At 60.4% G+C, this 26,251-nt stretch carries 28 protein-coding genes; 13 read left to right on the top strand and 15 right to left on the bottom strand.

Annotated features, from left to right (window positions below; genetic code table 11):
- The first annotated feature begins 93 nt into the window (after positions 1-93).
- Positions 94-990 (top strand): aldo/keto reductase, encoded by an 897-nt coding sequence (locus tag ACUXAC_RS08380; RefSeq protein WP_038874812.1) that lies wholly within the window; start codon positions 94-96, stop codon positions 988-990.
- A gap of 61 nt (positions 991-1,051) precedes the next feature.
- Here the strand turns inward: ACUXAC_RS08380 and ACUXAC_RS08375 are convergent, their stop codons facing one another.
- On the bottom strand, positions 1,052-2,896 hold the full coding sequence (locus ACUXAC_RS08375; RefSeq protein WP_060440053.1) for a polyurethane esterase: 1,845 nt from the start codon (positions 2,894-2,896) through the stop codon (positions 1,052-1,054).
- A gap of 241 nt (positions 2,897-3,137) precedes the next feature.
- On the opposite strand from ACUXAC_RS08375, the gene sodC reads away from it, so the two are divergent.
- Positions 3,138-3,659 (top strand): superoxide dismutase family protein, encoded by a 522-nt coding sequence (gene sodC / locus ACUXAC_RS08370; RefSeq protein ID WP_060419163.1) that lies wholly within the window; start codon positions 3,138-3,140, stop codon positions 3,657-3,659.
- On the opposite strand, the gene ACUXAC_RS08365 is transcribed toward sodC, so the two are convergent.
- Genes ACUXAC_RS08365 through ACUXAC_RS08355 form a run of 3 tightly spaced genes read right to left on the bottom strand, consistent with a single transcriptional unit; the run spans position 3,660 to position 6,797 of the window.
- Entirely contained in the window at positions 3,660-5,690 is a 2,031-nt protein-coding gene (locus ACUXAC_RS08365; protein WP_342169143.1) for an FUSC family protein, read from the bottom strand.
- 3 nt (positions 5,691-5,693) lie between these two features.
- Positions 5,694-6,557, bottom strand: coding sequence for an efflux RND transporter periplasmic adaptor subunit (locus ACUXAC_RS08360; protein WP_060440051.1), 864 nt, complete (start codon positions 6,555-6,557; stop codon positions 5,694-5,696).
- A gap of 3 nt (positions 6,558-6,560) precedes the next feature.
- Positions 6,561-6,797 carry a DUF1656 domain-containing protein gene (locus ACUXAC_RS08355; protein ID WP_004931303.1) on the bottom strand — a complete coding sequence of 79 codons (237 nt, stop codon included), beginning with the start codon at positions 6,795-6,797 and terminating at the stop codon, positions 6,561-6,563.
- A 180-nt stretch (positions 6,798-6,977) separates the two neighbouring features.
- Here ACUXAC_RS08355 and slyA point away from each other — a divergent pair, with 180 nt between their 5' ends.
- On the top strand, positions 6,978-7,409 hold the full coding sequence (slyA, locus tag ACUXAC_RS08350) for a transcriptional regulator SlyA (protein WP_038874827.1): 432 nt from the start codon (positions 6,978-6,980) through the stop codon (positions 7,407-7,409).
- Positions 7,410-7,501: 92 nt separating this feature from the next.
- On the opposite strand, the gene ACUXAC_RS08345 is transcribed toward slyA, so the two are convergent.
- Entirely contained in the window at positions 7,502-7,966 is a 465-nt protein-coding gene (locus tag ACUXAC_RS08345) for an outer membrane lipoprotein (protein WP_025159710.1), read from the bottom strand.
- A gap of 362 nt (positions 7,967-8,328) precedes the next feature.
- Here ACUXAC_RS08345 and anmK point away from each other — a divergent pair, with 362 nt between their 5' ends.
- The 5 genes from anmK (at position 8,329) to pdxY (ending at position 12,898) form a co-directional block, all read left to right on the top strand.
- Entirely contained in the window at positions 8,329-9,450 is a 1,122-nt protein-coding gene (gene anmK / locus ACUXAC_RS08340) for an anhydro-N-acetylmuramic acid kinase (protein ID WP_084826314.1), read from the top strand.
- Positions 9,451-9,495: 45 nt separating this feature from the next.
- Entirely contained in the window at positions 9,496-9,798 is a 303-nt protein-coding gene (locus tag ACUXAC_RS08335; RefSeq protein ID WP_004931294.1) for an MliC family protein, read from the top strand.
- A gap of 88 nt (positions 9,799-9,886) precedes the next feature.
- Positions 9,887-10,540 carry a pyridoxamine 5'-phosphate oxidase gene (gene pdxH / locus ACUXAC_RS08330; RefSeq protein ID WP_025302668.1) on the top strand — a complete coding sequence of 218 codons (654 nt, stop codon included), beginning with the start codon at positions 9,887-9,889 and terminating at the stop codon, positions 10,538-10,540.
- A gap of 139 nt (positions 10,541-10,679) precedes the next feature.
- A complete protein-coding gene (tyrS, locus tag ACUXAC_RS08325; protein ID WP_025302669.1) occupies positions 10,680-11,954 on the top strand; it encodes a tyrosine--tRNA ligase in 1,275 nt (424 codons plus the stop codon).
- An 83-nt stretch (positions 11,955-12,037) separates the two neighbouring features.
- A complete protein-coding gene (pdxY, locus tag ACUXAC_RS08320; protein ID WP_060419156.1) occupies positions 12,038-12,898 on the top strand; it encodes a pyridoxal kinase PdxY in 861 nt (286 codons plus the stop codon).
- A gap of 40 nt (positions 12,899-12,938) precedes the next feature.
- Here pdxY and gstA read toward each other — a convergent pair whose 3' ends face one another.
- The 4 genes from gstA to ACUXAC_RS08300 all read right to left on the bottom strand — a co-directional run bounded on the left by gstA (position 12,939) and on the right by ACUXAC_RS08300 (position 15,937).
- Positions 12,939-13,544, bottom strand: coding sequence for a glutathione transferase GstA (gene gstA, locus ACUXAC_RS08315; protein ID WP_038874842.1), 606 nt, complete (start codon positions 13,542-13,544; stop codon positions 12,939-12,941).
- Positions 13,545-13,636: 92 nt separating this feature from the next.
- Positions 13,637-14,521 carry a 4-hydroxy-tetrahydrodipicolinate synthase gene (dapA, locus tag ACUXAC_RS08310; protein ID WP_387442018.1) on the bottom strand — a complete coding sequence of 295 codons (885 nt, stop codon included), beginning with the start codon at positions 14,519-14,521 and terminating at the stop codon, positions 13,637-13,639.
- Positions 14,522-14,882: 361 nt separating this feature from the next.
- Positions 14,883-15,146: a DUF3811 domain-containing protein gene (locus ACUXAC_RS08305; protein WP_004938373.1), complete on the bottom strand. Its 264-nt coding sequence runs from the start codon at positions 15,144-15,146 to the stop codon at positions 14,883-14,885.
- A gap of 95 nt (positions 15,147-15,241) precedes the next feature.
- Complete coding sequence (locus ACUXAC_RS08300; protein ID WP_454266597.1) at positions 15,242-15,937, bottom strand: HD domain-containing protein; 696 nt, start codon at positions 15,935-15,937, stop codon at positions 15,242-15,244.
- A gap of 201 nt (positions 15,938-16,138) precedes the next feature.
- Between ACUXAC_RS08300 and ACUXAC_RS08295 the strand changes: the two genes are divergently transcribed.
- A complete protein-coding gene (locus ACUXAC_RS08295) occupies positions 16,139-16,531 on the top strand; it encodes a nuclear transport factor 2 family protein (RefSeq protein ID WP_004938379.1) in 393 nt (130 codons plus the stop codon).
- Here ACUXAC_RS08295 and ACUXAC_RS08290 read toward each other — a convergent pair.
- Positions 16,528-16,797: a hypothetical protein gene (locus ACUXAC_RS08290; RefSeq protein ID WP_004938382.1), complete on the bottom strand. Its 270-nt coding sequence runs from the start codon at positions 16,795-16,797 to the stop codon at positions 16,528-16,530. The two genes, ACUXAC_RS08295 and ACUXAC_RS08290, sit on opposite strands and share 4 nt — an antisense overlap.
- 276 nt (positions 16,798-17,073) lie before the next feature.
- Here ACUXAC_RS08290 and ACUXAC_RS08285 point away from each other — a divergent pair, with 276 nt between their 5' ends.
- A complete protein-coding gene (locus tag ACUXAC_RS08285) occupies positions 17,074-17,454 on the top strand; it encodes a nuclear transport factor 2 family protein (RefSeq protein WP_038874851.1) in 381 nt (126 codons plus the stop codon).
- Positions 17,455-17,461: 7 nt separating this feature from the next.
- On the opposite strand, the gene ACUXAC_RS08280 is transcribed toward ACUXAC_RS08285, so the two are convergent.
- A complete protein-coding gene (locus tag ACUXAC_RS08280; RefSeq protein ID WP_084827854.1) occupies positions 17,462-17,842 on the bottom strand; it encodes a RidA family protein in 381 nt (126 codons plus the stop codon).
- Between the two features lie 182 nt (positions 17,843-18,024).
- On the opposite strand from ACUXAC_RS08280, the gene ACUXAC_RS08275 reads away from it, so the two are divergent.
- On the top strand, positions 18,025-18,879 hold the full coding sequence (locus ACUXAC_RS08275) for an aminoglycoside phosphotransferase family protein (RefSeq protein ID WP_060419154.1): 855 nt from the start codon (positions 18,025-18,027) through the stop codon (positions 18,877-18,879).
- On the opposite strand, the gene ACUXAC_RS08270 is transcribed toward ACUXAC_RS08275, so the two are convergent.
- From ACUXAC_RS08270 to ACUXAC_RS08260, 3 genes are all read right to left on the bottom strand, one after another.
- Positions 18,844-19,347, bottom strand: a complete 504-nt coding sequence (locus ACUXAC_RS08270; protein ID WP_048233594.1) for a cupin domain-containing protein — start codon at positions 19,345-19,347, stop codon at positions 18,844-18,846. The genes ACUXAC_RS08275 and ACUXAC_RS08270 overlap by 36 nt on opposite strands.
- A 24-nt stretch (positions 19,348-19,371) precedes the next feature.
- On the bottom strand, positions 19,372-20,037 hold the full coding sequence (locus ACUXAC_RS08265) for an O-methyltransferase (RefSeq protein WP_060440045.1): 666 nt from the start codon (positions 20,035-20,037) through the stop codon (positions 19,372-19,374).
- An 86-nt stretch (positions 20,038-20,123) separates the two neighbouring features.
- Positions 20,124-21,311: a benzoate/H(+) symporter BenE family transporter gene (locus tag ACUXAC_RS08260; protein ID WP_454266596.1), complete on the bottom strand. Its 1,188-nt coding sequence runs from the start codon at positions 21,309-21,311 to the stop codon at positions 20,124-20,126.
- 115 nt (positions 21,312-21,426) lie between these two features.
- Between ACUXAC_RS08260 and ACUXAC_RS08255 the strand changes: the two genes are divergently transcribed.
- A complete protein-coding gene (locus ACUXAC_RS08255; RefSeq protein ID WP_033638405.1) occupies positions 21,427-21,990 on the top strand; it encodes a helix-turn-helix domain-containing protein in 564 nt (187 codons plus the stop codon).
- 194 nt (positions 21,991-22,184) lie between these two features.
- The gene (locus ACUXAC_RS08250) at positions 22,185-24,278 is read left to right on the top strand and encodes a prolyl oligopeptidase family serine peptidase (protein WP_308342683.1); all 2,094 of its coding nucleotides are present in this window, start codon (positions 22,185-22,187) and stop codon (positions 24,276-24,278) included.
- 76 nt (positions 24,279-24,354) lie between these two features.
- Here ACUXAC_RS08250 and dtpA read toward each other — a convergent pair whose 3' ends face one another.
- On the bottom strand, positions 24,355-25,869 hold the full coding sequence (gene dtpA / locus ACUXAC_RS08245) for a dipeptide/tripeptide permease DtpA (RefSeq protein WP_038873079.1): 1,515 nt from the start codon (positions 25,867-25,869) through the stop codon (positions 24,355-24,357).
- Positions 25,870-26,251 lie beyond the last annotated feature (382 nt).

Below are 26,251 nucleotides of genomic sequence, written 5' to 3'. Positions count from 1 at the left end.
CTGATCTGCCGCACGTTCGTGTGGCTTACCGCTTCCCTGTGCCTCACCGGCTTGTGTATGCTGGCTGACAACTAATGTCATGAGGTTTTCGCAATGGTAGAACGTATACGTCTCGCGCCGCAGGGGCCTGAATTTTCCCGCATGATTTGCGGTTACTGGCGGTTGATGGAATGGGGCATGTCGCCGCAGCAGCTGCTGACGTTCATCGAACAGCATGTTGAACTGGGCGTCACCACCGCCGACCACGCGGATATCTACGGGGGTTACGCCTGCGAACAGGCGTTCGGCGACGCGCTGCGCCTGAAGCCGGCGCTGCGCCAGTCGCTGGAGCTGGTGACCAAGTGCGGCATCGCCACCACCGCCAAGCCCGGCAACCCGATCGGCCATTACATCACCGACCGTGACCATATCGTACAGAGCGCGGAACAATCGCTGCGCCATCTGCATACCGACTACCTCGATCTGCTGCTGATCCACCGGCCGGATCCGTTGATGGATGCCGACGACGTGGCTGAAGCCTTCGTCGCGCTGCATAAAAGCGGCAAGGTGCGCCATTTCGGCGTTTCCAACTTTACGCCCGCGCAGTTCCAGCTATTGCAGTCGCGCCTGCCGTTCACGCTGGCGACCAACCAGGTGGAGATCTCGCCGATTCACCAGCCGGCCATTCTCGACGGCACGCTCGACCAGTGCCAGCAACTGCGCATCAAGCCGATGGCCTGGTCCTGCCTGGGGGGCGGGCGCCTGTTCAACGACGCCGAGTTCCAGCCGCTGCGCGACGAGCTACAGCGGGTGGCGCAAGAGATCGGCGCCGATACCATTGAACAGGTGGTGTACGCCTGGGTGATGCGTCTGCCGTCGTCGCCGCTGCCGATTATCGGCTCCGGCAAGATTGAGCGGGTGCGCTCGGCGCTGAAGGCGCAGAAGCTGGTACTGAACCGCCAGCAGTGGTTCCGCATTCGCAAGGCGGCGCTGGGGTATGACGTGCCTTAAGGCGGAGCAAAAAAGAGGAAAGCCGGGCGACGAAAGCGCCCGGCTTTTTTTACGCCGATCCTTAGGCCAACACCACCTGATCGGTGTTGAAGTGATCGAGCGAGACGCCGATCAGCGTGACCTGGCTGTGGCCGAAGGCCAGCACCAGATCGTCGTTTTGCTGCGTGGCGTAGTCGCGGATATTTCCGCTGGCGCCTTCGGTGCCGATAAACACCAGCTTATCGGTGGCGTTGAAGCCATACAGCTGGTCGCGGCCAAAATCGCCGCTGAACAGGAAGGTATTGCCGTTGCCGACGCCCTTCAGGATGTCATCGCCGCTGCCGCCGACGAAGGTCAGGTTGCCGCCGGCATGGCCGATCAGCGTGTCGTTGCCGGCGTTGCCGAACAGCCAGGCGTCGTGGCTGCGAGCCTGCAGGACGTCATCGCCGTCGCCGCCGGTGGTGGCAGTGGCATAGGCTTTGAGGCCCGAATCCGATTTTAATCCGGCCGCGGTCACCTGATGATCCACCTCTTTGCTGAAAATCAACCAGGAGGTTTCTTTGCTGCGCAGGGTGCTGATGTCGTCCGCCAGCGTAATGCCGCCTTTGGCGTCGCGCAGGTAAAGCGTATTGCCATCGTAGGCGACCTCGGTGTTCTTCAGCGCCTGTTGGGTATCGAAGGTATTGTGGCCTTTGCCGCCGGCGATCAGGTTGTAGCCGCCGGCGTCGCGGAAGATATCGTCGCCGTCGCGGCCCTCGAGATAGTCGTTGCCTTTGCCGCCCTTGATCAAATCATTGCCGTCGCTGCCGATGATAAACGTCGGCCCGCTGTGCGTCTCCGCGTTGCGGTTCAGGTCTTCCACCCAGGTATTACCGCGCGTCACGTTCGACAGGTTGGAGACGATGATGGTCGAGTCCTTGTCGGTCAGCGAATAAAACTCGGAGTTCAGCACCCGCATCAGCCCGTCCTGATAGAAGAACGGCAGGTGCGACAGCCAGGTCGGAATGTTGAGAATGGAAAACGGCAGCAGGTTCCAGGCGTCCGACGCGTAATGGTCGTTGAAGTTGACGATATTGTTGGTGGCGGAGGCGTGCGGCGCATCGTGGACGCCCAGTGACGGCAGGGTTAGCGAGGTGCCATCGAGCGCACGAAACACCGGATCGTTTTCGTAGCCGATGTTGATCACCTTGCCGCCGGCTTCGTACTGGGTCGGCGAGGCGAAGGCAACATAGTTGGATTGCGCGTAGAAGCCGCCCCAGTTGGCGTCGCTCTGCGCGGCCATGCTGTTGACCGCCAGCCCGCCGAGGCTGTGGCCGCTGACCACCACGTCCTCGCCGCTCAGCCCGTGCGCCTGCGCGAACTTCGCTACGTCGCCCAGCAGATTGCCGAAGGCGTTCAGCGCGTAGCCGTCAGCGTAGCCTTTCGGCCCGAAACCGGCCAGCAGATCGTTAATCACATCGCCAATGGTATCGCCGATCAGCGACTCGCGCGGGCCGCTGGTACCGCGAAATGAGATGCCAATGGCGGTGAGATTGCCTTCGCTGTCATATTTGCCCAGCACCTCGGCCTGAGCGGTGGTGTAACCGGCGGTCTCACCGTAGTAGGTGCCGCGTGCATCGGTTTTGCCGGCGTAACCCAGCTGCGCGGCGCTGATGACCGACCAGCCGGCATTGTTCACCGCCTCCTGCGCGGCCTGTTCTGAGTCGGGGTTCCAGGGAAGGCCGGGCAGGCCGCCCTGCGATTGGGTGCTGCCGATGAGCGCGGTGATCAGCGTCAGCGGCAGGCCCAGCCCGAAACCGGTCTGGTGGTAGCCTTCGTCGAAGCCGTTATCGATATTGTGGTAAGCGTAGGTAGAGATGGCCAAGGCGTCGGAAAACAGCGTTTTCGACGCGTTTTCGTCCAAATCCTTATAGCTAAAGATGCCCATATCAGTTCCTTATGAATTATGCCGCCTGGCCGGGGAGTGAACTCTCATGCGTCGGCGGTGGAAACAGGGAAACAACGTTAGCCGAACGACAGCTGGTCAGAGGACCAACATCGGTAGAAATAGTATTAGCCCTAAATATTAGGTGTGCGAATCAAATTGGCGAGATTGTGCGTTGGTTAACAGTGCCTGCGCCGGCTCTCCTATACTGAAAGCTCAGCAGAGACATTAAGGAGACTGATTGATGAAACGTTATTGGTATGCAGCACTTGGCCTGATGGCGTGTGGCGCGGCTCAGGCGGCGACAACCGACGTCGAGATGCACCTGGTGACCGGGCAGGGGATCGGTCAGGATATCGGCAAGGTGGTCATCAGCGAAACGCCGTATGGCTTGCTGTTCACGCCGAGCCTGAAAGCGTTGCCGGCCGGGGTTCATGGCTTCCACGTGCATGAAAAAGGCAGCTGCGAGCCGGGGATGAAGGACGGCAAAGCGGTGGCGGCGCTGGCGGCCGGCGGGCATTTTGATCCGCAAAAGACCGGGAAGCACCTCGGGCCGTATGCCGACGGGCATCTGGGTGATTTGCCTGCCATCTATGTGACCGCCGACGGCATGGCGAACTATCCGGTGTTGGCGCCGCGGCTGAAAAAAATCAGTGAAATTGAGGGCAAGGCGCTGATGGTGCACGCCGGCGGCGATAACCACTCGGATCACCCATTGCCGCTCGGCGGCGGCGGTGAGCGTTTCGCCTGCGGGGTGATCAAGTGATCACCCGCCGCTAACGGCCGGCGCGGTGGCGGGCTGGCCCATCGCCTGCTGCAACTGCTGCAGCGAGCAGTAGAGTCGCCAAATCAGACCGGCCAAATCGCGCGCCGCCTGTTCCGGGTGGTGCGCCAGCGCGTTGCTCATGCGCAGCAGCTCCTGCAGCGTGGCGTCCAGCGAACTGTGCTGCACGCCTTTCTCCGTCATGATACCGCGCAGGCAGTGGATGCAGACATCGCGCACCGCCGACAGCGGATCGGAACGGGTTTGCCAGTCGCGCAGCTGCCAGACGATATGGCTGCAGTTGAGCAGCACCACGCCCCAGCGCAGCAGCCAGGTGCGCGCTTCCTGATCCTGACTTTGATTGAGCTGGCTGATGCGATGGTAGATCAGCGATTCGAACTGGCTTTCGCTCTGCTGCGGCCTTTTGCTCAACTGATCGATAAAATCGCGCCGCAGCGCGCGGATAATGCGGCGGCTTTTGCGTTTGTCCGAGCTGGGGCGCAGGATCTGAAACGCCAGCCCGGCCAGCAGCACGCCGACGACTTTAGCGATGTTGTCATTGATGAAGGACTGGTAGTCATAGCTCGGCGGGTTGCTGACGGTCAGGAACGACCCCATAAAGACGATCAGCTGCCCCCAAAGCGCGGCATAAGGCGGATTCTGCAGCTTGAGCATTTGCATGGTCACCAGGATCGGAAACAGGAAGGCGCAGAACATCCAGAAGTCGTCAATCTGGATCATCAAACCGAATTTTACTACGAAGCAGACGACCGAGAGCAGCAGCACCGCCTTGAGCAAGGTGCTGACGCTGTTGATCGGTGAAGGCGTCGAGGAGTAGAGCACGCAGCTGATGGCGGTGAGCGTCAGCGCCGCACTGCCGGCGTCCCACTGGGTGTTGATCCAATAGGCGCAGCCGATCACGATGCACAAAAAGGTGCGCAGGCCGTTGTAGGCGGCTTCGTAGCTGTCGGTATGGCGCGCCAGCGAGGTGACGCGCGGCGGCTGGAGATCGCTGACCGCCGTGGCGCTCTCCAGCCGCTGCAGCCAGCGGTTGCAGCGCAGGTAAAGCCAGCAGAAATGGCGCAGGCGCAGCCAGAAGGCGCGGTGGCGGTAGTCCGTAGGCTCTTGCGGCGCGATCTGCTGAAGCAGGTGCGCCAAACGGTATTTGTCGGTGGCGGGATCGCGCAGCTCGTCCAGCAGTTGCGTCAGCACCGGCATCAGATTGGCGGGGCGATCCGGCCAGTTCAGCAGCATGCGGCGCAGGCTGGAGATAACGCTGGTAATGCGCAACTGCTGGTGCAGCAGATAGTTGAGCAGGTTATTTTGCCGCCGCAGCCGGTAGTGGCTCCAGAACGCCTGAATACGCAGCAGGTTCATGGTCAGGATCTGGCCGATGACCCCTTCGTGCGAGGTGCGCATCTGGGCGGTGATCTCCGGCTGCCACAGCATGGCGGCGTGCTCCAACAGGCGTAGCTGCATGCGCCGCAGCGAGGTCAGCAGCGCTTCGCCGTCGGAGGTACTGGGCAGGATCATCATCATCAATCCGCCGCACAGAATGCCGGTGATCACTTCGCAAACCCGCGCCTGCGCGATATCGAAAATCTGCTGGGTATCGGTGACGTTGACCGTGCCGAAGGCGATGATGGCGGCGGTATAGCCCGCCAGTGCGAACGCGTAAGAGACGTTGTTTTGGTAATGGTTGGAGATATAGGTGCACAGCCCGATCCACGCGGCGATGAACAGCGTAAACAGCCAGGGATCGTTCAGACAGTGGCCGGCGATCGCCACCGACGCGGCGGCACCCATCAGGCTGCCGAAGATGCGGCCGATGCTTTTGCTGATCACGCCGCCGACGGTGGGGAAACTCACCACTGCGGCGGAGGTGAGCGCCCAAGAGGGCTCGTCGAGCTCGAGCACGAACGCCACCCACAGCGCGAGACACATCGCCAGTGAATTGCGCAGCGCATAGCGCCATTGGCCGCCGGTCGCCTTACCCCAGGGGGTGCGGCTCCACTCCAAAAAAGGCAGGTTCACACTTTAGTTCCGCTGATGAATCGAAATGGTGCAGGTGGTGCCGGCGACCAGCGTCAAATCGGCGGGCACGTTGAGCAATTTTATCCGCACCGGCACGCGCTGAGCCAAACGCACCCAGGGAACATTAGGCTTAACGTCCATTAATAGATCGTTGCTGCTGTCGACGCTCTGATCGTAAATGGCGCGGCCGATGCTCTCTACTTCCCCCTGCAGCGGCGTGTTGCCGTTATATAAAACGATGTCCGCTTTATTGCCTTCTTTTATATGCTTCAGCTTGGTTTCTTCGAAATAACCGAGTACATAAAACGAATGTACATCCACCAACGCCACCAGCGGCGTGCCGGCGTTGGCGTAGTTCCCGACCCGTGCCTGCAGATTGGTGATATAGCCGTCGGTTGGTGCGTAAATTTTGGTTTTGCTCAAATTCCATTTGGCCTGTTCCAGGTTGGCCAGGGCGGCTTTATAGGCGGCCTTCATTGCCTGAGCGGCTAAATTGGACGCGTCCAAATCTTCAGCGGAAATAACGTTACGCGGCAAACCGCGACGGCGGGCGGCCTCGTGGTCTGCCTTGGCCAGATCGGATTGCGCTTTTGCCACCGCGGCCTCAGCATTGTCCAGCGCGATCTGGTAGGGCACCGGGTCGAGGGTAAAAATCAGACTTCCCGCAGGTACGAACTGATTGTCATTCGCGCTTATTTTCTCTAATCTTCCAGAGACTTCAGGGGTGATATTGACGAGTTCGGCGCGCACTTTTCCATCACGGGTCCATGGGGATTGCATATAATAATTCCAGAGCCACCAACCGGCGCAGACGGCAATGGCGCAGACGATCACCGTAGAAAAGTATTTTAATGTTTTATGCTGCATGGGTTACCAACTCGCTAAAATCCATAAGGAACCGCTGACGGTCAGAACGAAAATGGACAGGTCCATCAACATGGGATGCCAGATTTCACCGGAATACATCCAGTCTCTCAGCAGCTGATGAATCAGCAGCCATAAGACCAGTCCTAGTAAAAAAGCTTTAAATATAGGTGGAAAATAAAGCGATGCCCCCAGGACCAAATCGGGTAAGGGGGATGAGGTGTGTAACCATGATGTATTCACATTAACAATCCCTAAGGGTGAATATGTTGAATATTTGCATAACGATTAAACAATAGCGGCTAAAAATAGTGGCTATTTCCACAATATACATTATATACATTTGTGTTTTTAATGTGAGTTACCCAAAATAGTCTAAACTCTGGGAGGTAATGTTAGCATGCTAATTATAAGGAGGGGGAAGTGGAGTCAACATTAGGTTCAGATTTAGCACGATTAGTTCGTGTTTGGCGCGCGCTCATCGATCATCGGCTCAAGCCGTTGGAGCTGACCCAAACGCACTGGGTCACTTTGCACAATATCAATCGCTTGCCGCCGGAGCAGTCGCAAATCCAGCTGGCCAAGGCGATCGGTATCGAGCAACCATCACTGGTTCGCACGCTGGACCAACTGGAGGAGAAGGGGCTGATCACGCGCCACACCTGTGCCAACGATCGCCGCGCGAAGCGCATCAAGCTGACCGACGCGGCCGATCCGATCATCAGGGAAGTGGACAGTGTGATCACGTCGACACGCAGTGAGATTTTAAGCGGCATTACCGCCGACGAAGTGCATCTGTTGGTAGGGCTGATTGGCAAGTTAGAACAAAATATCACCGAACTGCAGAACAAATAATAATATTCTTATTTTCTACGATTACAGTTTCACAGCATCAGAAATAAAACCGGAGGCGATTGCCTCCGGTTTGCCGTTTGTCGCCGACTGACTTACAGCGGAGAGACGGTGATGGTGTCGCCCATGCGCGCCATGCGCACGCGCTGGCCTGGGCTGAACTTGGTGTCGCCCGCTTTCTGTACCACCACGATGTTCTCTTTCTGGTCGGTTTTGATTTCCAGCTCGTAGCCTGAGGTACGGCCGGCCACTTCACCGATGCTGTTGCCCGCCGCGCCGCCGGCGATGGCGCCCGCCGCGGTAGCCAGCGTACGGCCGGTGCCGCCGCCTACGGTGTTACCCAACAGGCCGCCAATCACTGCGCCGCCGATCATCCCCAAGGCGTTGGAGCCTTCGCCGCCCTGGATTTTAACCGGACGCACGGAAACCAGCGTCCCGTAGGTGACGTTCTGCACCTGCTTGGCCTGCGAGGACGAGTAGACATCGCCGGACATGGATTCATTGGCACAGCCGGCCAGCGTAACGGCGGCGACGGCAACGACGAGAAGACGCTTGATCATACAAAACTCCTGATGGTAGTAGTCCATAACCTGGCAATGCTCTCCAGGCAAGATTCAGTGAAAATGATAGACAAAGTATGGCTGAAAGTTGACACACCGCCATGCTCCATCGCTGCACGCAGCTTAACTTTTCTCTGTTCAACCAATAATAAACCGCGGTTTACCTTTATGACAGCCTTGGCGACATTCCGTTGCCTGTTATGGCACGGTTTAACACATTACATGTGCCACAGCGGCGCCGGGAGGCGGTGTCTGGCTCACGGCCTGTAAAAAAAGCATCATAATTCATGGCGTTAATCCGGCAATTCTGGTTTATTTGTCAGGATAAAATTTGCTTACCGCGCGGGTTAGAGGATGTTGCTATGAAGTCAGGCCGCTATATAGGCGTCATGTCCGGCACCAGTCTGGACGGAATCGATGTGGTATTGGCCGCGATCGACGATCGCATGGTGGCGCAGCAGGCCAGCTATAGCCACCCGATGCCGATGGCGCTGAAAAAAGAGATTCTGGGCATGTGCCAGGGGCAGCAGACCACGTTGGCGGCCGTCGGCCGGCTGGACGCTCAACTGGGCACGCTGTTCGGCGAGGCGGTGCTCGGCTTGCTGAAGCAAACCGGCATCGACGCTGAGCAGATCACCGCCATCGGTTGCCACGGCCAGACGGTGTGGCACGAACCGGAAGGCGACGCGCGTTTCTCGATGCAGCTCGGCGATAACAACCGCATCGCCGCGCTGACCAATATCACCACCGTCGGCGATTTCCGCCGGCGCGACATGGCCTACGGCGGGCAGGGCGCGCCGCTGGTGCCAGCGTTTCATCAGGCGCTGCTGGGGCATCCCGTCGAGAGGCGCATGGTGCTGAACGTCGGCGGCATCGCCAACCTTTCTCTGCTGTTGCCCGGTACGCCGGTGCGCGGTTTCGATACCGGGCCGGGCAACATGCTGATGGACGCCTGGGTGTGGCGCCACCGTGCGCAGCCTTACGATCAGGACGGCGGCTGGGCCATGCAGGGGCGGGTTTGTTTACCGCTGTTGCAGCAGATGCTGGCGGATCCTTACTTTGCGCTGCCGGCGCCGAAAAGCACCGGCCGCGAGTATTTCAATATCGCCTGGCTGGAGCGGCAGCTGGCCGGATTGCCGGCGATGGCGCCGGTCGACGTGCAGGCCACGCTCACGGAACTGACCGCCGTCAGCATCAGCGAACAGGTGCTGCTGGCCGGCGGGTGCGAGCGCCTGCTGGTGTGCGGCGGCGGGGCGCGCAACACGCTGCTGATGGCGCGCCTGTCTGCGCTGCTGCCGGGGACGGAGGTCGGGCTGACCGACGATTTCGGCGTCAGCGGCGACGACATGGAGGCGCTGGCCTTCGCCTGGCTGGCGTTTCGCACGCTGTCCGGCCAGGCCGGCAACCTGCCTTCGGTGACCGGCGCCAGCCGTGAAACGGTGTTGGGTGGGATTTATCCGGTTTTGCCATTGGGGGCCCGTTAGCTCTGTTAGGATAGCCTGTGAAGGATTTTTCTAAGGAGCAACAGCATGAAAAAAGTCATTTTCGTCGCCGGCGCGCTGGCGCTGTCCGGCTGCAGCTACATCCTGCCGCAAAGCAGCCAGACGATGCACTACCAGTGCGGCACTACGCCGCTGACGGTGGCGCTCGACGGCAAGGCGAGCGAAGTCAGCCTGCTGATGGATGGCGAGCAGCTGCATCTCAAGCAGGTGCTGGCGCTGACCGGTGCCAAATACAGCGACGGCAAATACACTTTTTGGTCGAAAGACCGTAACGCCTATCTTGAGCGCAACGGCAAGGTAGTCATGAGCGACTGCGTGTTGACGGAGTGACGGTCGGCGGCGGCGTCGGAGCGATTGAGTTCCTGGCGCCGCAGGCGCAGAATGTAACGACGGATTTTTCAGTTGGTCGATAACCCAGATGATTGAAAAGAATGAGTTTGATGTTGCGGACCTGCGCCGTGAATACACCCGAGGCGGCCTGCGCCGCAACGATCTGACCGCCAACCCACTCGAGCTGTTCGAGCGTTGGTTGAAACAGGCCTGCGACGCGCGCCTGGCCGATCCTACCGCCATGTGCGTCGCGACCGTCGACGAACACGGCCAGCCTTATCAACGCATTGTGCTGCTCAAGCATTTCGATGAGCAGGGGCTGGTGTTCTACACCAACCTCGGCAGCCGCAAGGCGCAGCAGCTGGCGCAAAACCCGCATATCAGCCTGCTGTTCCCCTGGCACATGCTCGATCGCCAGGTGATTTTTCTCGGCCAGGTGGAGCGTCTGTCGACCCTCGACGTGCTGAAGTATTTCAACAGTCGCCCGAAAGACAGCCAGATCGGCGCCTGGGTATCGCAGCAATCTTCGCGCATTTCCGCGCGCGGCGTGCTGGAAAGCAAATTCCTCGAGCTGAAGCAGAAGTTCCAGCAGGGCGAGGTGCCGTTGCCGAGTTTCTGGGGCGGATTCCGCGTGAAATTCGACTCCGTCGAGTTCTGGCAGGGCGGCGCCCATCGCCTGCATGACCGTTTCCTGTATCAGCGGGACGGGAATGACTGGAAAATTGACCGACTGGCACCCTGAAGACGGAAAATCCCCTCTAAGCGCTGGTGCTGACGCCGCCGGCGCTTTATTCTATGCGCTACCCTGAATTTTTTATTTCGCCACTGGGCGAAAGGCCGTGTACCGGCAAAGGTGCATTCGTTTATACATGGAGTCATTGATGGCAAGCAGCAACTTGATTAAACAACTGCAAGAGCGGGGCCTCGTTGCCCAGGTTACGGATGAGGAAGCGTTAGCGGAGCGACTGGCGCAAGGGCCAATTGCACTGTATTGCGGTTTCGATCCGACCGCTGACAGCTTGCATTTGGGCCATCTGGTTCCTCTGTTGTGCCTGAAGCGCTTCCAGCTGGCCGGCCACAAGCCGGTGGCGCTGGTGGGCGGCGCCACCGGCCTCATCGGCGATCCGAGCTTCAAAGCGGCGGAGCGCAAGCTGAACACCACCGATACGGTGAACGAGTGGGTCGAGAAGATCCGCAAGCAGGTTTCTCCGTTCCTCGATTTCGACTGCGGCAGCAACAGCGCCATCGCGGCCAACAACTACGACTGGTTCGGCGGCATGAACGTGCTGACCTTCCTGCGTGACATCGGCAAGCACTTCTCCGTCAACCAGATGATCAATAAGGAAGCGGTTAAGCAGCGCCTGAATCGCGACGACTCCGGCATCTCCTTCACCGAGTTTTCCTATAACCTGCTGCAGGGCTTCGATTTCTCCGAGCTGTACAACCGCCACCAGGTGGAGCTGCAGATCGGCGGTTCCGATCAGTGGGGCAACATCACCTCGGGTATCGATCTGACGCGTCGCCAGCACCAGAAGCAGGTGTTCGGTCTGACCGTGCCGTTGATCACCAAAGCAGACGGCACCAAGTTCGGTAAAACCGAAGGCGGCGCGGTCTGGCTGGCGCCGGAAAAAACCAGCCCGTACAAGTTCTACCAGTTCTGGATCAACACCGCCGATGCCGACGTCTACCGCTTCCTGAAGTTCTTCACCTTCATGAGCCTGGAAGACATCAATGCGCTGGAAGAAGAAGACAAGAACAGCGGCAAGGCGCCACGCGCCCAGTACGTGCTGGCGGAAGAAGTGACCGGCATGGTGCACGGTGCGGAAGGCCTGGCGGCCGCGAAGCGCATCACCCAGAGCCTGTTCTCCGGCGCGCTGCACGACATGACCGAAGCGGACTTCGCCCAGCTGGCGCAGGACGGCATGCCGACCATCAAACTGGATGGCGACGCCGATCTGCAGCAGGCGTTGGTGAATGCCGAACTGGTGCCGTCACGCGGCCAGGCGCGCACCATGATCGGTTCCAACGCGGTGACCATCAACGGCGAGAAACAGTCCGATGCCGAATACCGCTTCAGCGATTCAGACCGTCTGTTCGGCCGCTACACGCTGCTGCGCCGCGGCAAGAAACACTACTGCCTGGTGGATTGGCAATAACGAATAATGACGGTAAGGGGCCCTGGCGGCCCCTTTATTTTTGGGCAGCCGCCCGGCTGCCGTATTCCGAACGAGTTCTGTCGATGAAAAACATTCTTTCTATCCAGTCGCACGTGGTGTTTGGTCACGCCGGCAACAGTGCGGCGGAGTTCCCGATGCGCCGCATGGGCGTCAACGTCTGGCCGCTAAACACGGTGCAGTTCTCCAACCATACGCAATACGGTCAGTGGACCGGCTGCGTCATGCCGGCCAGCCACCTGACCGAGATCGCGCAGGGCATTGCCAATATCGATCAGCTGAAGTGCTGTGATGCGGTGTTGAGTGGCTATATCGGTTCGCCGGAGCAGGGTGACCATATTCTGGAGATCGTGCGTCAGGTTAAGCAGGCGAACCCGAATGCCTGGTATTTCTGCGATCCGGTGATGGGGCATCCGGAAAAGGGCTGCATCGTGGCGCCGGGCGTGGCCGAGTTTCACTGCCGCCAGGCGCTGCCGTGCAGCGACATGATGGCGCCGAACCTGCTGGAATTGGAGATGCTGAGCCAGATGGCCGTCGCCGACGTGGCCGATGCGGTGCAGGCCGCCCGCGCGCTGATCGCCAAAGGGCCGCGGCTGGTGCTGGTCAAGCACCTGGCCCGCGCCGGCTATCATGCCGACTGTTTCGAAATGCTGCTGGTGACGGCGGACGAGGCCTGGCACATCAGCCGGCCGCTGGTGGACTTCGGCGCGCGTCAGCCGGTCGGCGTCGGCGATTTGACCAGCGGTCTGCTGCTGGTGGATCTGCTGAAGGGCGAGGCGCTGGATAAAGCGCTGGAGCACGTCACCGCCGCTGTGTATGAGGTGATGCTGACCACGCAGGAGATGGGCGAGTACGAACTGCAGGTGGTGGCGGCGCAGGATCGGATCGTGCAGCCGCGCAGCGAGTTCAAAGCGGTCAAACTGTAAGTGGCATTCGGCCCCGGCGACAGTCGCCGGGGCCCGATGTTTACTTCAATCCTTCGGCGTTCAGCGCCGCATCTACCGCCGGGCGCGCCGCAACGCGATCGAACCAGGCCGCCAGATGGGCGTGCTTGCGCACGTCGAACTGCAGGGCAAACGCCCAACGCAACACGGTGAACAGGTAGGCGTCAGCCACGCTGAAACGGCTTCCCAACAGGAAATGCTGCTTCGCCAGCACCGAATCCAGATAGCTGAACTGCTGCTCCAGCTTGGCGCGCGCGATGGTTTTATATTCCTCGGGCGTTTTCGGGTTGAACAGCGGGCTGAATCCTTTGTGCAGCTCGGTGGCGATGTAGTTCAGCCATTCGATCGCGTGGTAGCGCGACAGGGTGCCCGCCGCCGGGATCAGGTTGCGGTCCGGCACGCGATCCGCCAGGTATTGCACGATCGCCACGCCCTCGGTCAGCAGGCTGCCGTCATCCAGCTGCAGCGCCGGTACCTGTCCCTTGGGGTTGATGGTGAGGTAATCGGCGCCGCTCTCGGTTTTCTTCTGCGCCAGGTCGACCTTCTCCGCCGTAAAATCCAGCCCTGCCTCACGCAGCACGATATGCGGGGACAGCGAACAGGCGCCGGCTTTATAGAACAGTTTCATCGGAAGCTCCTTGTTGATGACGAATGACGGGCATGCTTAACCTCTCATCGTAGTCCCATAGCGCAAAAATTACAGCGGCTTAGCTAACAAATTTAACCGATGATCGCCTCGGCGGGCTGCAGCTGCGCCAGCGTTGCGGCGATCTGCTGCTGCAGCGCCTGCGGTGCCACCTGCATCGGCGAGCGCAGCTCGTTGGCGATAAGCCCCTGCTGGGCCAGCACCGTCTTGACCGGCGCCGGATTGGGGAAGCTGAACATCTGGTGGATCATCGGCAGCAGCTCATAGAAGTTGCTGCGCGCCGCGGCCAGATCGCCGGTGGCGACCTGCTGCGTCAGCTGAACGAAGCGTTCCGGGTGAACATGGGCCGCGGCGGAAATGGCGCCGGTGCCGCCGAGGCACAGCGTGGTGAGGATCAGATTGTCTTCCCCGGTCATCACATCGATCTCGCCGTCGGCGATCAGCGCCATGGTGGCGTCAGGGTTGCCGCCGCAGTCCTTGATGGCGGCGATGCGCGGGTGGCGTGCGAGCTGGCGCAGCGTGGCCAGCTCCATGGTGATGCCGGTGCGCTGCGGAATGTTGTACAGGATCACCGGCACGGTTGAGGCGTCGGCCAGCTGGGTGAAATAGTCGATCAGGCCGCATTGCGAAGGGCGGATGTAGTAAGGCGCCGGGATCAGCACGCCGGCGATATCGCGCAGCTGAATGGCCTGCTGCATTTGCAGCGTGGCGACCATGTTATTGCCGGACAGGCCCATCACCACCTGATGGGCGGGCGCCACGTCCAGCACGGCGTCGAGCACCGCCAGCTGTTCTTCTTTGCTCAGCGCGGCGGCTTCACCGGTAGAGCCGCAGACCACCAGACCCTCGATGCCGGCGTCGAGCAGGTGCCGCGCCAGGCGTTTCACCGCCGGCAGATCGACGGCATCGTGATTGAAAGGGGTAACCATCGCCACCCAAATACCCGAAAATGAGGCCATAAAATATTCCTTCTGTGTGACCGACAGAGAAGCCAGATGAGAAAATTGAAGGCGGGGCGTTGCGTGCCATCCAGTCAGCTCATCTGACGGGACAGCTCGCCCCGGTCAAATGAGCGTCTGTTTCTTCGATTTTACCGCCGCCAAACCGCCAATAGGCAACGCGGGCGTCATCAGAATGTCAGCGTTGCGTGGGTAGGCCATGGCGGTCTCGCGAAAAGGGGAAGTGGGGTGATAATGAATAGTCTTCATCAGGCTGTCAATTTACAACAGATTGATAACATTGTTATTCATGATTCGTCGGCGGGAATGAGTTTGGCTAATAAATAAAAATCCCCGCGGCGGCGGGGAGGGTTTGGCCGGCTCAGCGCGGCGGGCGGGAGCCGATGGTGGCGGACCAGCTGAAGGTGTCGCCGCTTGGCCGGTAGCGGTTGGCCTTGCGTTCTGCGCGCTCCGCCTTGGCGAGCTTCGCTCTGGCGGCCATGATGCGCGCCACCACTTCATCTTTGACCTTGTGCTGTTCGGCGTTGGTCAGCGGCCGCCCATGGCTTTTGCGCGCCTTGTCCAGTTCGGTTTTCACTTCCCGCTGTTCGCTTTCCGTCATCTCTTTCAACGTCAACTTTTTCATCTGTACCGCCCGTTCGGTGAAGTTGACTTACAGTTTAGCGGCGTTATGTGACCGAAAATGTTATGGGCATAACGAAAATGCCCGGTAAGCCGGCATTACACCTCTTCCAGCAGATCGTCGACAAAGCGCCGCATGCGTTCGGTGCGCAGTTCGGCCATGTGCCGCCCGGCGGCGGTCTGGAAGCCGTCTTGCAGTTTGAACAGCTTGGTTTCGAAGTGGTCCAGGCTGAAACGCTTGTCGTCATATTGACGATGTTCGACCCGCGGATCGGCGGCGTCATACAGCGCGCTGCGCATGCGGCCGCCGATATAAAAGCAGCGCGCCACGCCGATAAGACCGATGGCGTCGAGGCGATCGGCATCCTGCAGGATCTTCGCCTCCAGCGTTTGCGGGGGGATGCCGGCGGAAAAACTGTGCGCCTCGATGGCGTGAGCCACCGCCGCGATATCCGCCGGTGCCCATTCCAGCTGGGTCAGCGTCAACGTGGCTTGCTCCGCCGCCATGCGCGAGGCCAGATGGCGCTGCGGCGAGTTTTTTTCCACCGCGACGGCGTCGTGCAGCAGCACCGCCGCGCAGAGAATGCGCCGGTCGCCACCTTCCAGCTTGCTGATTCGGCGGCAGTTCTTCCAGACCCGGTGCAGGTGCGCGACGTCATGCGAACCGTCGTCCGACTCGAGGGTCAGCGGCAGCAACGTTTGCGCCAGCGCCTGGTAGGGTGAGAAAGGTTGTAACAGCTCTTGCGTCAGCGAGGGTAAAGACACGTTCAGCTCCTGTTGGGGGAAATCGGTCAATCAGCATAGCCGCGCCGGATGCCGGGAGAATGACAGTAAAACGGCTATTGTTTACTAAAGTGCAACCCACTATTGTCATAACTGCGGTTTTTGCAGCGAAACAAGCAACCTAGAATAGCCGCATTCCGCCGTCTCCGCTTGGTGAGAGCCTGTGTCCGCGGGGATGGCCGGAATATCCTCATCAGCCATTGGAGAAGAGACATGCCAACCCCTCTTGAGATAGTGCGCGCAACCTATGAAGGCAGTTCCGAAGAAAACGGCCGTAATCTGCTGGCGGCGCTGGCCCCCGATGCCGAGTGGACCGAAGCCGCCGGTTTCCCCTATGCCGGTACCTATATCGGCCCGGAAAATATCATCAAGAACGTGCATCAGCGCCTGGGCAGCGAATGGCAAGGCTACCGCGCCGATGTCGACCACTTTTACGACGCCGGCGACAATGTGATCGCGCAAGGTTTTTATCACGGCACCTACCGGGCCACCGGCAAATCCTTCAGCGCCTCTTTTGCGCATATTTATACGCTGCGCGCCGGCAAAATCGTGAAGTTCGTGCAGATTGTCGACAGCGCTAAAGTGCTGGAAGCGATGCAGCCTTAATCGCCGCTGCGCTTGCCGAATTTGCGGTCGAACTCGCGCCGGTAACCCCGGGCCTTGTTGCGATCGCGGATCCACAGATAGCCGCACACCAGCGCAACCGCTCCCGAGAAGGTGACGTTGCGCATATCCCGGTCATACCAAAACACCAGCAGCGCATCCAGCGCCGCAATCAGCGCGATCCATTTATACATATGGGATTGACGCCGCGTGGCGGCGTTGAGTCGCTTTAACTGTCTGGCTTCGTCCAACACCGGCTTTTGCTGCATAGCGTTTCGTTATCATCAGGCTGTTCACGCTAAATTAGCAGAATTTCCCTCACCGTCGCAAAGATTAACGCGCGGTGCCATGCGGTTTTCACCGCCCCTGGCGCGGCGCAGAAAATTTGTGCGCGGGTGCTTGAATTGTCCATTGGGCGTGGTAGGTTATTTATTCGATATTTTTGGGTTTTTATTCAATTCTCGCCGTGTCATCAAGCTGCAGCACTGGGCGGTTAACGTGTTGGGTTCGATACATGCGGCGGTTAACTTCGGCAGGAGGATGTGATGAACGATAAAACGGCACGCCCGCAGGATGTGGTTCAACAACAGCTTGACGCCTATAACGCCCGCGACATCGACGCCTTCATGGCCTGCTGGGCGGACGACGCGCAGTATTACGAGCATCCCGACACGCTGCTGGCCAGCGGTAAGGCGGCGATCCGCGAACGGCATCTGGTGCGTTTCCAGGAGCCGAGTCTGTACGGCGAACGGATAAAACGCATGGCGGTGGGGAACATGGTGGTCGATCAGGAAGTGGTGACGCGCAACTTCCCGCAGGGGCGCGGCAAAATGGATGTCATCGCCATCTACGAAGTGGAGCAGGGGCAGATTGCCAAAGCCTGGTTCAAGATCGGCCCCTGCGTGCCGGATGAGGGCGCGCTCTAGCCGCGTATTATTGCAACGCCATCACCGCCTCTATCTCTACGCACACCAGCGGTGAGAACAACGCGCTGACCGCCACCAATGAACAGGCCGGCAGCGCGCCATCGAAATAGTCAAACAGCACCGGGCGCACGCCCGCCAGATCGGCAATGTCGGTCAGGAACACGCTGATTTTAATCAATGCCTTGAGATTCACGCCTTCGCTGGCGGCGATGGTCGCCAGCTGTTCGAGGATCTCCTGCGTCTGTTCCGGCGCGCTCAAGCCTTGCGCGTCGGTGGCGAAGGCCGTCAATCCCGACACGTACAGGCGATCGCCGTGGCGCACCGCATGCACATAGGGGCCGCCCGGCGTAGGCAACTGCGGATAATTCGTGCGTTTTAATGATGTCATGATCAAACCCCGCGCAAGACCGGTTAATAAAATCGACAAACTTGGTTAGGATACTGAGGAAACGGCGGCCAGACGCCGCACACCGATGATATCTGAGAGTATTATCCCTCTTTATTTTATACGTCGTCTCTCACGCGAATGTGACAGTGCGGCGCAGATCGGCCACAAGGACGCATGAGACGATGAACCCGCTTTTTACTCCCTACCTGCAACGCTGGCAACTGGAACAGGACGGCAAAGCCTTCGAAACCCACAGCAGCCTGCTGATGCCGGTGCGTTACCGGGGCGAGGCGGCTATGTTGAAGATCGCCCGCGAGCAGGAAGAGCGCTTCGGCGGCCAGCTGATGTGCTGGTGGCGCGGGGAAGGCGCCGCGCAGGTGCTGGCGTGGCACGACGACGGCATTCTGCTGGAGCGCGCGCAGGGTGAAGGTTCGCTGGCGCAGCTGGTGCGTGACGGCGACGATGAGCAGGCCACGCAGATCCTTTGTCGGGCGATCGCCGCCTTGCATGCGCCGCGTGCCGCACCGTTGCCCGAGCTGATCCCGTTGCAGGAGTGGTTCAGCTCGCTATGGCCGGCGGCGCAGGCGCACGGCGGCATGCTGCGTCTCAGCGCCACGACGGCGGCGGAGCTGCTGAGCAGCCCGCGAGAAGAAAGCGTGCTGCACGGCGATATCCACCATGACAACGTGCTGGACTTCGGCGAACGCGGCTGGCTGGCGATCGATCCCAAGCGCTTGTACGGCGAACGGGGCTTCGATTACGCCAATATCTTCTGTAATCCCAACTACGGTATCGCCACCGATCCGGCCATTTTCCAGCGGCGCGTGGAACAGGTCTGTCGCTTGGCCGGGCTGGAGCGCCGCCGCTTGCTGCAATGGATCCTGGCCTGGTCGGGGCTCTCCGCCGCCTGGTTTATGGAAGACGGGCAGGCGGCGGATATCGACTTCCGCGTGGCCGAGCTGGCGGCGCGCGCATTGGATCTCCCGCTGCCGGACGGCGATTCAGGGTTCATCCTGCCAGTAATCGAGCGAGGTTGAAGGGCGCTGCAGGTAGCGTACCTGCTCGCCGTCTGCGCTGCGCGCCATCGCCTGGTATTTGCCGGAATCCGGGTACATCACCAGCTCCGGCTGCTCGCGCGTGCTGACGGACAGGTACTTCAGCGGCGCATCGGAGGTGTTGATGATCTGGTGCGGGTATTCCGGGCCCGGCGGAATGAAGATGACATCCCCGCTGACGATCGGCAGCATTTCTCCGGCCACCCGCAGCGTACCGCTGCCTTCCAGAATGATGAACATTTCCTCCTGAGCGTAGTGAAAATGGTAGGGGCAGGAACGCATGCCCGGCGCCACGCAATCGAAGGAGGCGCCCAGCTTGTCGGCGGCGGTGCCGGTGCCGAGGCGAGCGCCGACGCTGTCATACAGCGGCGGCCGCCGATCGTGTTGCTTATCTACCCGTTCGACATTGCGTATCAAGCGCTGAGCTAACAGCGCGGCTTTCTCAGTCATAGGCTTCCTTGGTGACATTGTCACTTAAAAATTGACGATAGCCAGAGAAAATCCGTCCCAGCCCTTGCTGCCCACGGTTTGCAAGGCGGTGGCGGTCAAACGGGGTTCCTGCGCCATCATCGTGAAGAACTCGCGTACGCCTTGTACACGGGCGTCCGTACTGGCGGCGTCGGTGACTGCGCCATCGCGCACCACGTTGTCACCGATAATCACCGTGCCCGGGCGCGCGAGTTTAAGCGCCCAACGCAGGTAATCGGGGTTGCTGGGTTTGTCGGCGTCGATGAAGATGAGATCAAAGGGGGCCAGGGTGTGCAGCGTCGGCAGGTGAGTCATGGCGGGGCCGACGCGCAGCTCAACCAGGCCGTCGAGACCGGCGCGAGTGATATTCCGGCGGGCGACGGCGGCGTGGCTTTCATCTGCTTCCAGCGTGATCAATTTGCCATCCGCCGGTAGCGCGCGCGCCAGCCAGATGGTGCTGTAGCCGCCCAACGTGCCGATTTCCAAAATGCGTTTGGCGTTAACCATGCGGGCGAACAGCTGCAGCAGTTTGCCCTGATTCGGTGCCACATCATGCGCCGGCAGCCCGGCGGCGGCGTTGGTCGCCAGCGCTTGCAACAGGGCATCGTCTTGTTCTACCAGGCTGTCTACGATATAGCGATCGACCTGGGACCATTGTTCCTTTTCTTTCATGTGGGCCTCGTGCGGAAATCGCAGTGTGCCCATCCAGTGAAGGCGTCACCGCCGTGCTTGTCAATGCACGGCGTGCGGTTGGCATTTTATGCTGCCGTTCCTCGCCGCGGCAGCGACAGCAGCAGGTGGGCGATGGCGCCGCCGACAATGCCCCAGAAGGCCGAACCGATGCCGAGCAGCGTGACGCCGGAGGCGGTGATGAGGAAGGCGATCAGCGCCGCGTCGCGCTGCTTTTCATCATGCAGGGCGCGTTGCAGGCTGCCGCCGATGGTGCCGAGCAGCGCCAGCCCGGCGATGGTGTGGATCAGGGCGACCGGCAACGCGCTGAACAGCAGGCCGATGGCGCCGCCGAACAGCCCGGCCAGCAGGTAGAAACCGCCGGCGGCCACCGCGCCCATATAGCGTCGCTGCGGATCGGGATGCACGTCCGGCCCCATGCAGATGGCGGCGGTGATCGCGGCGATGCACACCGAGAAGCCGCCGAACGGCGCCAGCAGCAACGCGGTCAGCGCCGTCCAGGCGATCAGCGGTGACGTAGGCACGCGGTAGCCCGCCGCCTGCAGCGTGGCGATGCCGGGAGCGTTCTGCGAAGCCATGGTCACCACGAAGAAGGGTACGCCGATGCCCAGCAGCGTCGGCCAGCTGAAGTGCGGCGCGATAAATTCCGGCATGGCGAACGCCGGCGCATGCTGCGTCAGCTGGATATTGCCCTGCAGCGCGGCGATCGCCAGCCCGGCCGCCAGCGTCAGCACGATGGCGTAGCGCGGTTGATAACGGCGGCTGAGTAGATAGGCCAGCCCCATGCCGGCGCTCAGAGGGAAATTGAGCTGCAGCGAAGCGAAGGCGTCCAGGCCGAAACGCAGCAGGATCCCCGCCAGCATCGCGGCGGAAATCGCCTGCGGAATGTAGTCCATCAGGCGGGCGAACAGCCCGGTGACGCCGCACAGCAGGATCAGACCGGAAGCGAAGATAAACACGCCGATCGCCTCGTTGATCGGGGTGCCGGGCAGGCTGGTGACCAGCAGCGCTGCACCGGGCGTCGACCAGGCGGTGAGGATCGGGGTACGGTAGTAAAGCGAGAGTCCGAGCGAGGTGACGCCCATCGCGATCCCCAGCGCGCTCAGCCAGCCGCCGATCTGTGCCGGCGTGGCGCCCGCAGCGGCGGCGGCCTGGAAAATGATCGTGGCGGAGCTGGTGTAACCCACCAGAACGGCGACAAAGCCGGCCATGATGGCGGGCAGGGTCAGATGGCGCAGGGAGAGGGCTGGGCGCATGAGTGGCTCCAATCGGTGATTGTGCGTTATAACGCACGTTGAGAAATCAGCATAGCACCGTGCGCTATAGCGTACAAGCGGGTATAATCGGGCTCGACACGCAGAGGAGAACTGGATGCAGGAACTTGCCGGCCATTTGGCACACACCCTTCGCACGCTGCGCGCGCAGCGCGGCTGGAGCCTGACGCAGGCGGCGGAATACACCGGCGTCAGCAAGGCGATGCTCGGGCAGATCGAACGCGGCGAATCCAGCCCGACGGTGGCGACGCTGTGGAAGATCGCCACCGGTTTCAACGTGGCGTTCTCCGCTTTTCTTGAGGCGTCGCCCGCGCAGCAGCAGGCGACGCTGCACCGCTACGGCGATCTGCCGGTGTACGATCAGGACAACGCCGATATGCGCGTGGTGCCGCTGTTTCCGTACGATCGTCAGCTGGGTTTCGATATGTTCGTCATCGATCTTGCGCCGGGCGCGCTCAGCGAGTCGTCGCCCCATGAGCCGGGCGTGATCGAGCATGTCATCGTGATCAGCGGCCGGTTGGAGTTGGCGATAGACGGCGAATGGCACAGCCTGGCCGCCGGCGAGGCGATGCGCTTTCAGGCCGATCGGCCGCACGCTTACCGCAACGCCAGTTCACAAACGGTGCGTATCCACGATCTGATCCACTATCCTCAATCCTGACTCAACGCGGCGGCCGTGGGCTTTGACTCCGCGCCGCCAAACGCCTACCTTGTTGAAAATGACTCTTATTTCACAGGCTGTCGCCCACGACGGGGCGGCGTTGCAGCCGACTCAAAAGGAGCTTGATTTTGCCGGTCACCAATCGACGTCAGTTCATTAAACTCAGTGCGCAAACCGCAGGAGCCGTATTCGCGATGACTTCATTACCCAACAGTATCCGCCTGGCGATGGCGGCGGAAGGCGGCGCGGCCGCCGGCGATGAATTCCTGTGGCTGGAAGAGCTGCAGGGTAAAAAAGCGCTGCAATGGGTGCAGCAGGAAAATCAGCGCACCGTGGCGCGTTTCGGCCAGGGCGAAGACTTTCAGCGCATTGAACGCGAGGTGTTGGATATCCTCAATAAAGACACCCAAATCCCGTGGGTGAGCAAGCGCGGCGAGTACTATTACAACTTCTGGCAGGATCAGGCCAACCCGCGCGGCCTGCTGCGGCGCACCACGCTGGACGAGTACCGCAAGGCCAAACCGGCCTGGGAGACGGTGCTGGATATCGATGCGTTGGGCAAGGCGGAAGGCAAGGATTGGGTCTATCAGGGCTCGCAACCGCTGGCGCCGGAATACCGCTATTGCCTGATGCAGCTGTCGCCGGACGGCGGTGATGCCACCGAAATCCGCGAATTCGATCTGGTGGCCAAACGCTTCGTCAAGGACGGCTTCAACGTGCCGGTGGCGAAAAGCCGGGTCTCCTGGGTCGATCGGGACACGCTGTTCATCGCCACCGATTTCGGCCCCGGATCGATGACCCAGTCCGGTTACGCGCGCATCGCCAAACGCTGGCGGCGCGGCACGCCGCTGAGCTCCGCCGAAACGCTGTACGAAGCGCAGCCCGAGGACATGGCGGTCTTCGCCTATCACGATCGCACGCCGGGCTTTGAGCGCGATTTCGTCGGCCGCAGCCTGGATTTCTATCGCCGCGACTATTTCCTGCTGATGCAGGACGGCCGGCAGAAAAAAATCGATATCCCGGCCGACGCCGAGCTGGACACGCATCGGGAATGGCTGCTGATCAAACCGAGCAGCGACTGGGAGGTGGGCGGCAAGCGTTATCCGTCCGGCGCGCTGCTGGCGGCCAACTTCGATGACTATCTGGCGGGCAAGCGCGAGCTGCAGCTGTTGTTTACCCCGACGGCGGAGCAGGCGCTGAGCGGCTACAGCGGCACCCGCGATCATCTGATCCTCAGCATCATGGATAACGTGGTCAACCGTCTGGAAGTGCTGACGCCGCAGGGCGGCAGCTGGCAACGTCGCCCGCTGGGCAACCCCGGCGCCATCAGCACCCTTTCCGCCGGCGGCATCGACGAAGAGAGCAACGCCTATTTCTTGACCGTCAGCGGGTTCCTGCAGCCGACCTCGCTGTACATGGGCAATCTCGACGGCGGTGAGGCGACGCTGCTGAAACAGGCGCCGCAGGATTTTGACGCGTCAGGCTACCAGGTGAGCCAGCATTTTGCGCGTTCCAAGGACGGCACCCGCGTGCCGTATTTCCAGATTGCCGCCAAAGATCTCAAACCGGACGGCAGCACACCGACGCTGTTGTATGGCTACGGCGGGTTTGAAGTGCCGCTGCTGCCGGGCTATCTCGGCGGCAAGGCGCCGGCCTGGTTGGAACGCGGTGGGGTGTACGTGGTGGCCAACATCCGCGGCGGCGGCGAATACGGCCCGGCCTGGCACCAGGCGGCGCTCAAGCAGAACCGCCATCGCGCCTACGAGGATTTCGCCGCCGTGGCCGAAGATCTCATCGCCCGCAAGGTGACCTCGGCGCCGCATCTGGGGGCACGCGGCGGCAGCAACGGCGGCCTGTTGGTGGGCAATATGCTGACGCTGTATCCGCAGCTGTTCGGCTGCATCGTCTGCGAAGTGCCGCTGCTGGACATGCAGCGTTATACCCAGCTTTCCGCCGGCGCGTCGTGGATCGCCGAATACGGTGACCCGAGCAAGCCGGAGGAGTGGGCCTACATCAAGACCTTCTCGCCGTACCACAATATTCAGGCGCAGACGGCCTATCCGCCGGTGCTGTTCTATACCGCGACCAGCGACGATCGGGTCAACCCGGCCCACGCCCGCAAAATGGCTGCGCGCATGCAGGCGATGGGGTATCAGCAGGCCTATTTCTATGAAAATACCGAAGGCGGGCACAGCGCCGCCGCCGACAAGCAACAGGCGGCGTTCCACAGCGCGCTGGTAAGCGAATTCATGTGGGCCAACCTGAGCGGCAAACCCAAGTCAGCGTAAGCCTTTTTCTTGCAGGCATAAAAAAACACCGGGGCGTTAACCCCGGTGTTTTTATTTACGCTCAATCTGCCGGCGATCAGCGAGCCGCGGTGGCTTCCTGCGCTTTCTGATTGGCGTCTTCGGTGGTGTCCAGCGTCATGCGGTACAGCTTCGGCGCGGTCAACATCATCAGGATAGCGATGACGGCGGTGACGATGCCGATCTGCATAAACACATGGCTGTAGATGGCCAGCGAAGCGTGCGCGTCGTTGATGTCGCTCGGGACGGCGGTCAGACCGGCAACCTTACCGGCGATCAGCGCGGCGGCGGCGGTGGTCAGGAACCAGGAGCCCATGATGAAGCCCATCAGACGCTGCGGCACCAGCTGCGCCACCATCGCTAGACCCAGGCCGGAAATCATCAGCTCGCCGATGCTCTGCAGCGCGTAGCTCAGGATCAGCCAGTTGACCGACACGATGCCCTGTTCGTTGGCGAAGCTGGCGCCCCATGGCAGCACCAGGAAGGCGCAGGAACACAGGATCATGCCGAAAGCGAACTTGTGCGGCATCGGCAGGCGATCGCCCATTTTGTTATACAGCGCGGCCAGAATCGGGCTGGCGAGCATGATCCAGAACGGGTTCAGCGCCTGATACTGCTCCGGCTCGAAGGCAACGCCGAAGATGCTGTGTTCCACGTTATGGATGGCGAAGAAGTTCAGCGAGGTTGGCATCTGGCTGTACAGCACGAAGAACACCACCGCTTCCAGCATCAGCAGGAAGGCGACGATCATCTTGCGGCGTGCGGCGCCGTGCAGGGCGAAGGTTTCCTTGGCGAACACCAATACGATGCCGGCGGAAACCAGGGCCAGCGCCCAGCGCGCGATCACCTGGTTGTGCAGCAGCCAGCTGGACACGGCGATCAGCGCCACGATGCCGACCAGCACCATCAGCAGTTTCGGCAGATGCAGCGGCTTGAAGTCAGGCTTGGAACCGTTTTCCTTCACCCACTTGTGGCACATCATAAAGTTGACCAGGGTGATCAGCATGCCGACCACGCTCAGGGAGAACGCCACGCTCCAGCCGTATTTTGCCGCCAGCCACGGAGTCGCCAGCATGGAGAAGAAGGAACCGATGTTCACCGACATGTAGTACATGGTGAAGGCGCCGTCGATACGCGGATCGTCTTTCTCATAGCAGGTGGACAGCAGGGAGGATGGGTTGGCCTTGAACAGGCCGCTGCCCACGGCGATGGTCGCCATACCCATGTAGACCCAGAAGATGTCGTGGCCGGAGTAGGCCACCATGGCGTAACCGGCGGCCAGCACCAGCGCGCCGAGCACGATCACGCGTTTGGCGCCCAGCACCTTGTCGCCCAGCCAGCCGCCGATGGCGACGAAGCCGTATACCAAGGCGCTGAAGGAAGAGAACAGGGTGATGGAGTCGGCTTCGCTCATGCCGAGCATCTTGACCAGATAAACCGCCATGATGCCTTGCAGGCCGTAATAGCCGAAACGCTCCCACAGTTCGATCGAGAAGATCAGATAGAACGCTTTCGGTTGTTTGAACGCGTTAAGGCTAACGCTCTCCGGGTGTTGGTTGTTTGCTGTTGACACTGGTACCTCTGTTTTTTCACAGCCCGTCTTTGGAGGACGGGAAAGTACAAAAGTTGATGCGGAACGGCATCCTTTTGCGTTGTTATAGGATGGGGACGGCGGTTAATGTTCACTATCTTTGTCAACGTGGCAAGCAGTTTGTCATATTCGGTTACATTTAACGCCCACAGGATTATGCTGCGATGTTGCAAATGTTATGCAGTATTAACTTTCGGGTTTTAATGGTTTGCCGATTTTTTGTTTTGATTAAAAGCTATACGGATTTTAAACAGGGATATATTCTGCTGAATTGCTATTTCTTAGCGCATCAGTGTATGTACGGTTATTAATCTGTTGGAATGTTGTGTATATGGCGCGTTTTGTAAAATTATAGAAATTTAGG

This window comes from Serratia sp. 121840015-1 (assembly GCF_053627655.1).
This window is presented reverse-complemented; position numbering and strand designations above follow the sequence as displayed.

What these genes read in the sequence shown, in the direction of transcription:
- dapA (WP_387442018.1), bottom strand. Translation starts at nt 14,521, where the DNA reads ATGGCCTCATTTTCGGGTATTTGGGTGGCGATGGTTACCCCTTTCAAT.
- ACUXAC_RS08335 (WP_004931294.1), top strand. Translation starts at nt 9,496, where the DNA reads ATGAAAAAAGTCATTTTCGTCGCCGGCGCGCTGGCGCTGTCCGGCTGC.
- ACUXAC_RS08375 (WP_060440053.1), bottom strand. Translation starts at nt 2,896, where the DNA reads ATGGGCATCTTTAGCTATAAGGATTTGGACGAAAACGCGTCGAAAACG.
- ACUXAC_RS08250 (WP_308342683.1), top strand. Translation starts at nt 22,185, where the DNA reads ATGACTTCATTACCCAACAGTATCCGCCTGGCGATGGCGGCGGAAGGC.
- pdxH (WP_025302668.1), top strand. Translation starts at nt 9,887, where the DNA reads ATGATTGAAAAGAATGAGTTTGATGTTGCGGACCTGCGCCGTGAATAC.
- ACUXAC_RS08305 (WP_004938373.1), bottom strand. Translation starts at nt 15,146, where the DNA reads ATGAAAAAGTTGACGTTGAAAGAGATGACGGAAAGCGAACAGCGGGAA.
- ACUXAC_RS08255 (WP_033638405.1), top strand. Translation starts at nt 21,427, where the DNA reads ATGCAGGAACTTGCCGGCCATTTGGCACACACCCTTCGCACGCTGCGC.
- gstA (WP_038874842.1), bottom strand. Translation starts at nt 13,544, where the DNA reads ATGAAACTGTTCTATAAAGCCGGCGCCTGTTCGCTGTCCCCGCATATC.
- ACUXAC_RS08260 (WP_454266596.1), bottom strand. Translation starts at nt 21,311, where the DNA reads ATGCGCCCAGCCCTCTCCCTGCGCCATCTGACCCTGCCCGCCATCATG.
- ACUXAC_RS08380 (WP_038874812.1), top strand. Translation starts at nt 94, where the DNA reads ATGGTAGAACGTATACGTCTCGCGCCGCAGGGGCCTGAATTTTCCCGC.
- ACUXAC_RS08290 (WP_004938382.1), bottom strand. Translation starts at nt 16,797, where the DNA reads ATGCAGCAAAAGCCGGTGTTGGACGAAGCCAGACAGTTAAAGCGACTC.
- ACUXAC_RS08275 (WP_060419154.1), top strand. Translation starts at nt 18,025, where the DNA reads ATGAACCCGCTTTTTACTCCCTACCTGCAACGCTGGCAACTGGAACAG.
- ACUXAC_RS08295 (WP_004938379.1), top strand. Translation starts at nt 16,139, where the DNA reads ATGCCAACCCCTCTTGAGATAGTGCGCGCAACCTATGAAGGCAGTTCC.
- sodC (WP_060419163.1), top strand. Translation starts at nt 3,138, where the DNA reads ATGAAACGTTATTGGTATGCAGCACTTGGCCTGATGGCGTGTGGCGCG.
- pdxY (WP_060419156.1), top strand. Translation starts at nt 12,038, where the DNA reads ATGAAAAACATTCTTTCTATCCAGTCGCACGTGGTGTTTGGTCACGCC.
- anmK (WP_084826314.1), top strand. Translation starts at nt 8,329, where the DNA reads ATGAAGTCAGGCCGCTATATAGGCGTCATGTCCGGCACCAGTCTGGAC.
- ACUXAC_RS08345 (WP_025159710.1), bottom strand. Translation starts at nt 7,966, where the DNA reads ATGATCAAGCGTCTTCTCGTCGTTGCCGTCGCCGCCGTTACGCTGGCC.
- ACUXAC_RS08270 (WP_048233594.1), bottom strand. Translation starts at nt 19,347, where the DNA reads ATGACTGAGAAAGCCGCGCTGTTAGCTCAGCGCTTGATACGCAATGTC.
- ACUXAC_RS08285 (WP_038874851.1), top strand. Translation starts at nt 17,074, where the DNA reads ATGAACGATAAAACGGCACGCCCGCAGGATGTGGTTCAACAACAGCTT.
- ACUXAC_RS08265 (WP_060440045.1), bottom strand. Translation starts at nt 20,037, where the DNA reads ATGAAAGAAAAGGAACAATGGTCCCAGGTCGATCGCTATATCGTAGAC.
- tyrS (WP_025302669.1), top strand. Translation starts at nt 10,680, where the DNA reads ATGGCAAGCAGCAACTTGATTAAACAACTGCAAGAGCGGGGCCTCGTT.
- ACUXAC_RS08280 (WP_084827854.1), bottom strand. Translation starts at nt 17,842, where the DNA reads ATGACATCATTAAAACGCACGAATTATCCGCAGTTGCCTACGCCGGGC.
- ACUXAC_RS08360 (WP_060440051.1), bottom strand. Translation starts at nt 6,557, where the DNA reads ATGCAGCATAAAACATTAAAATACTTTTCTACGGTGATCGTCTGCGCC.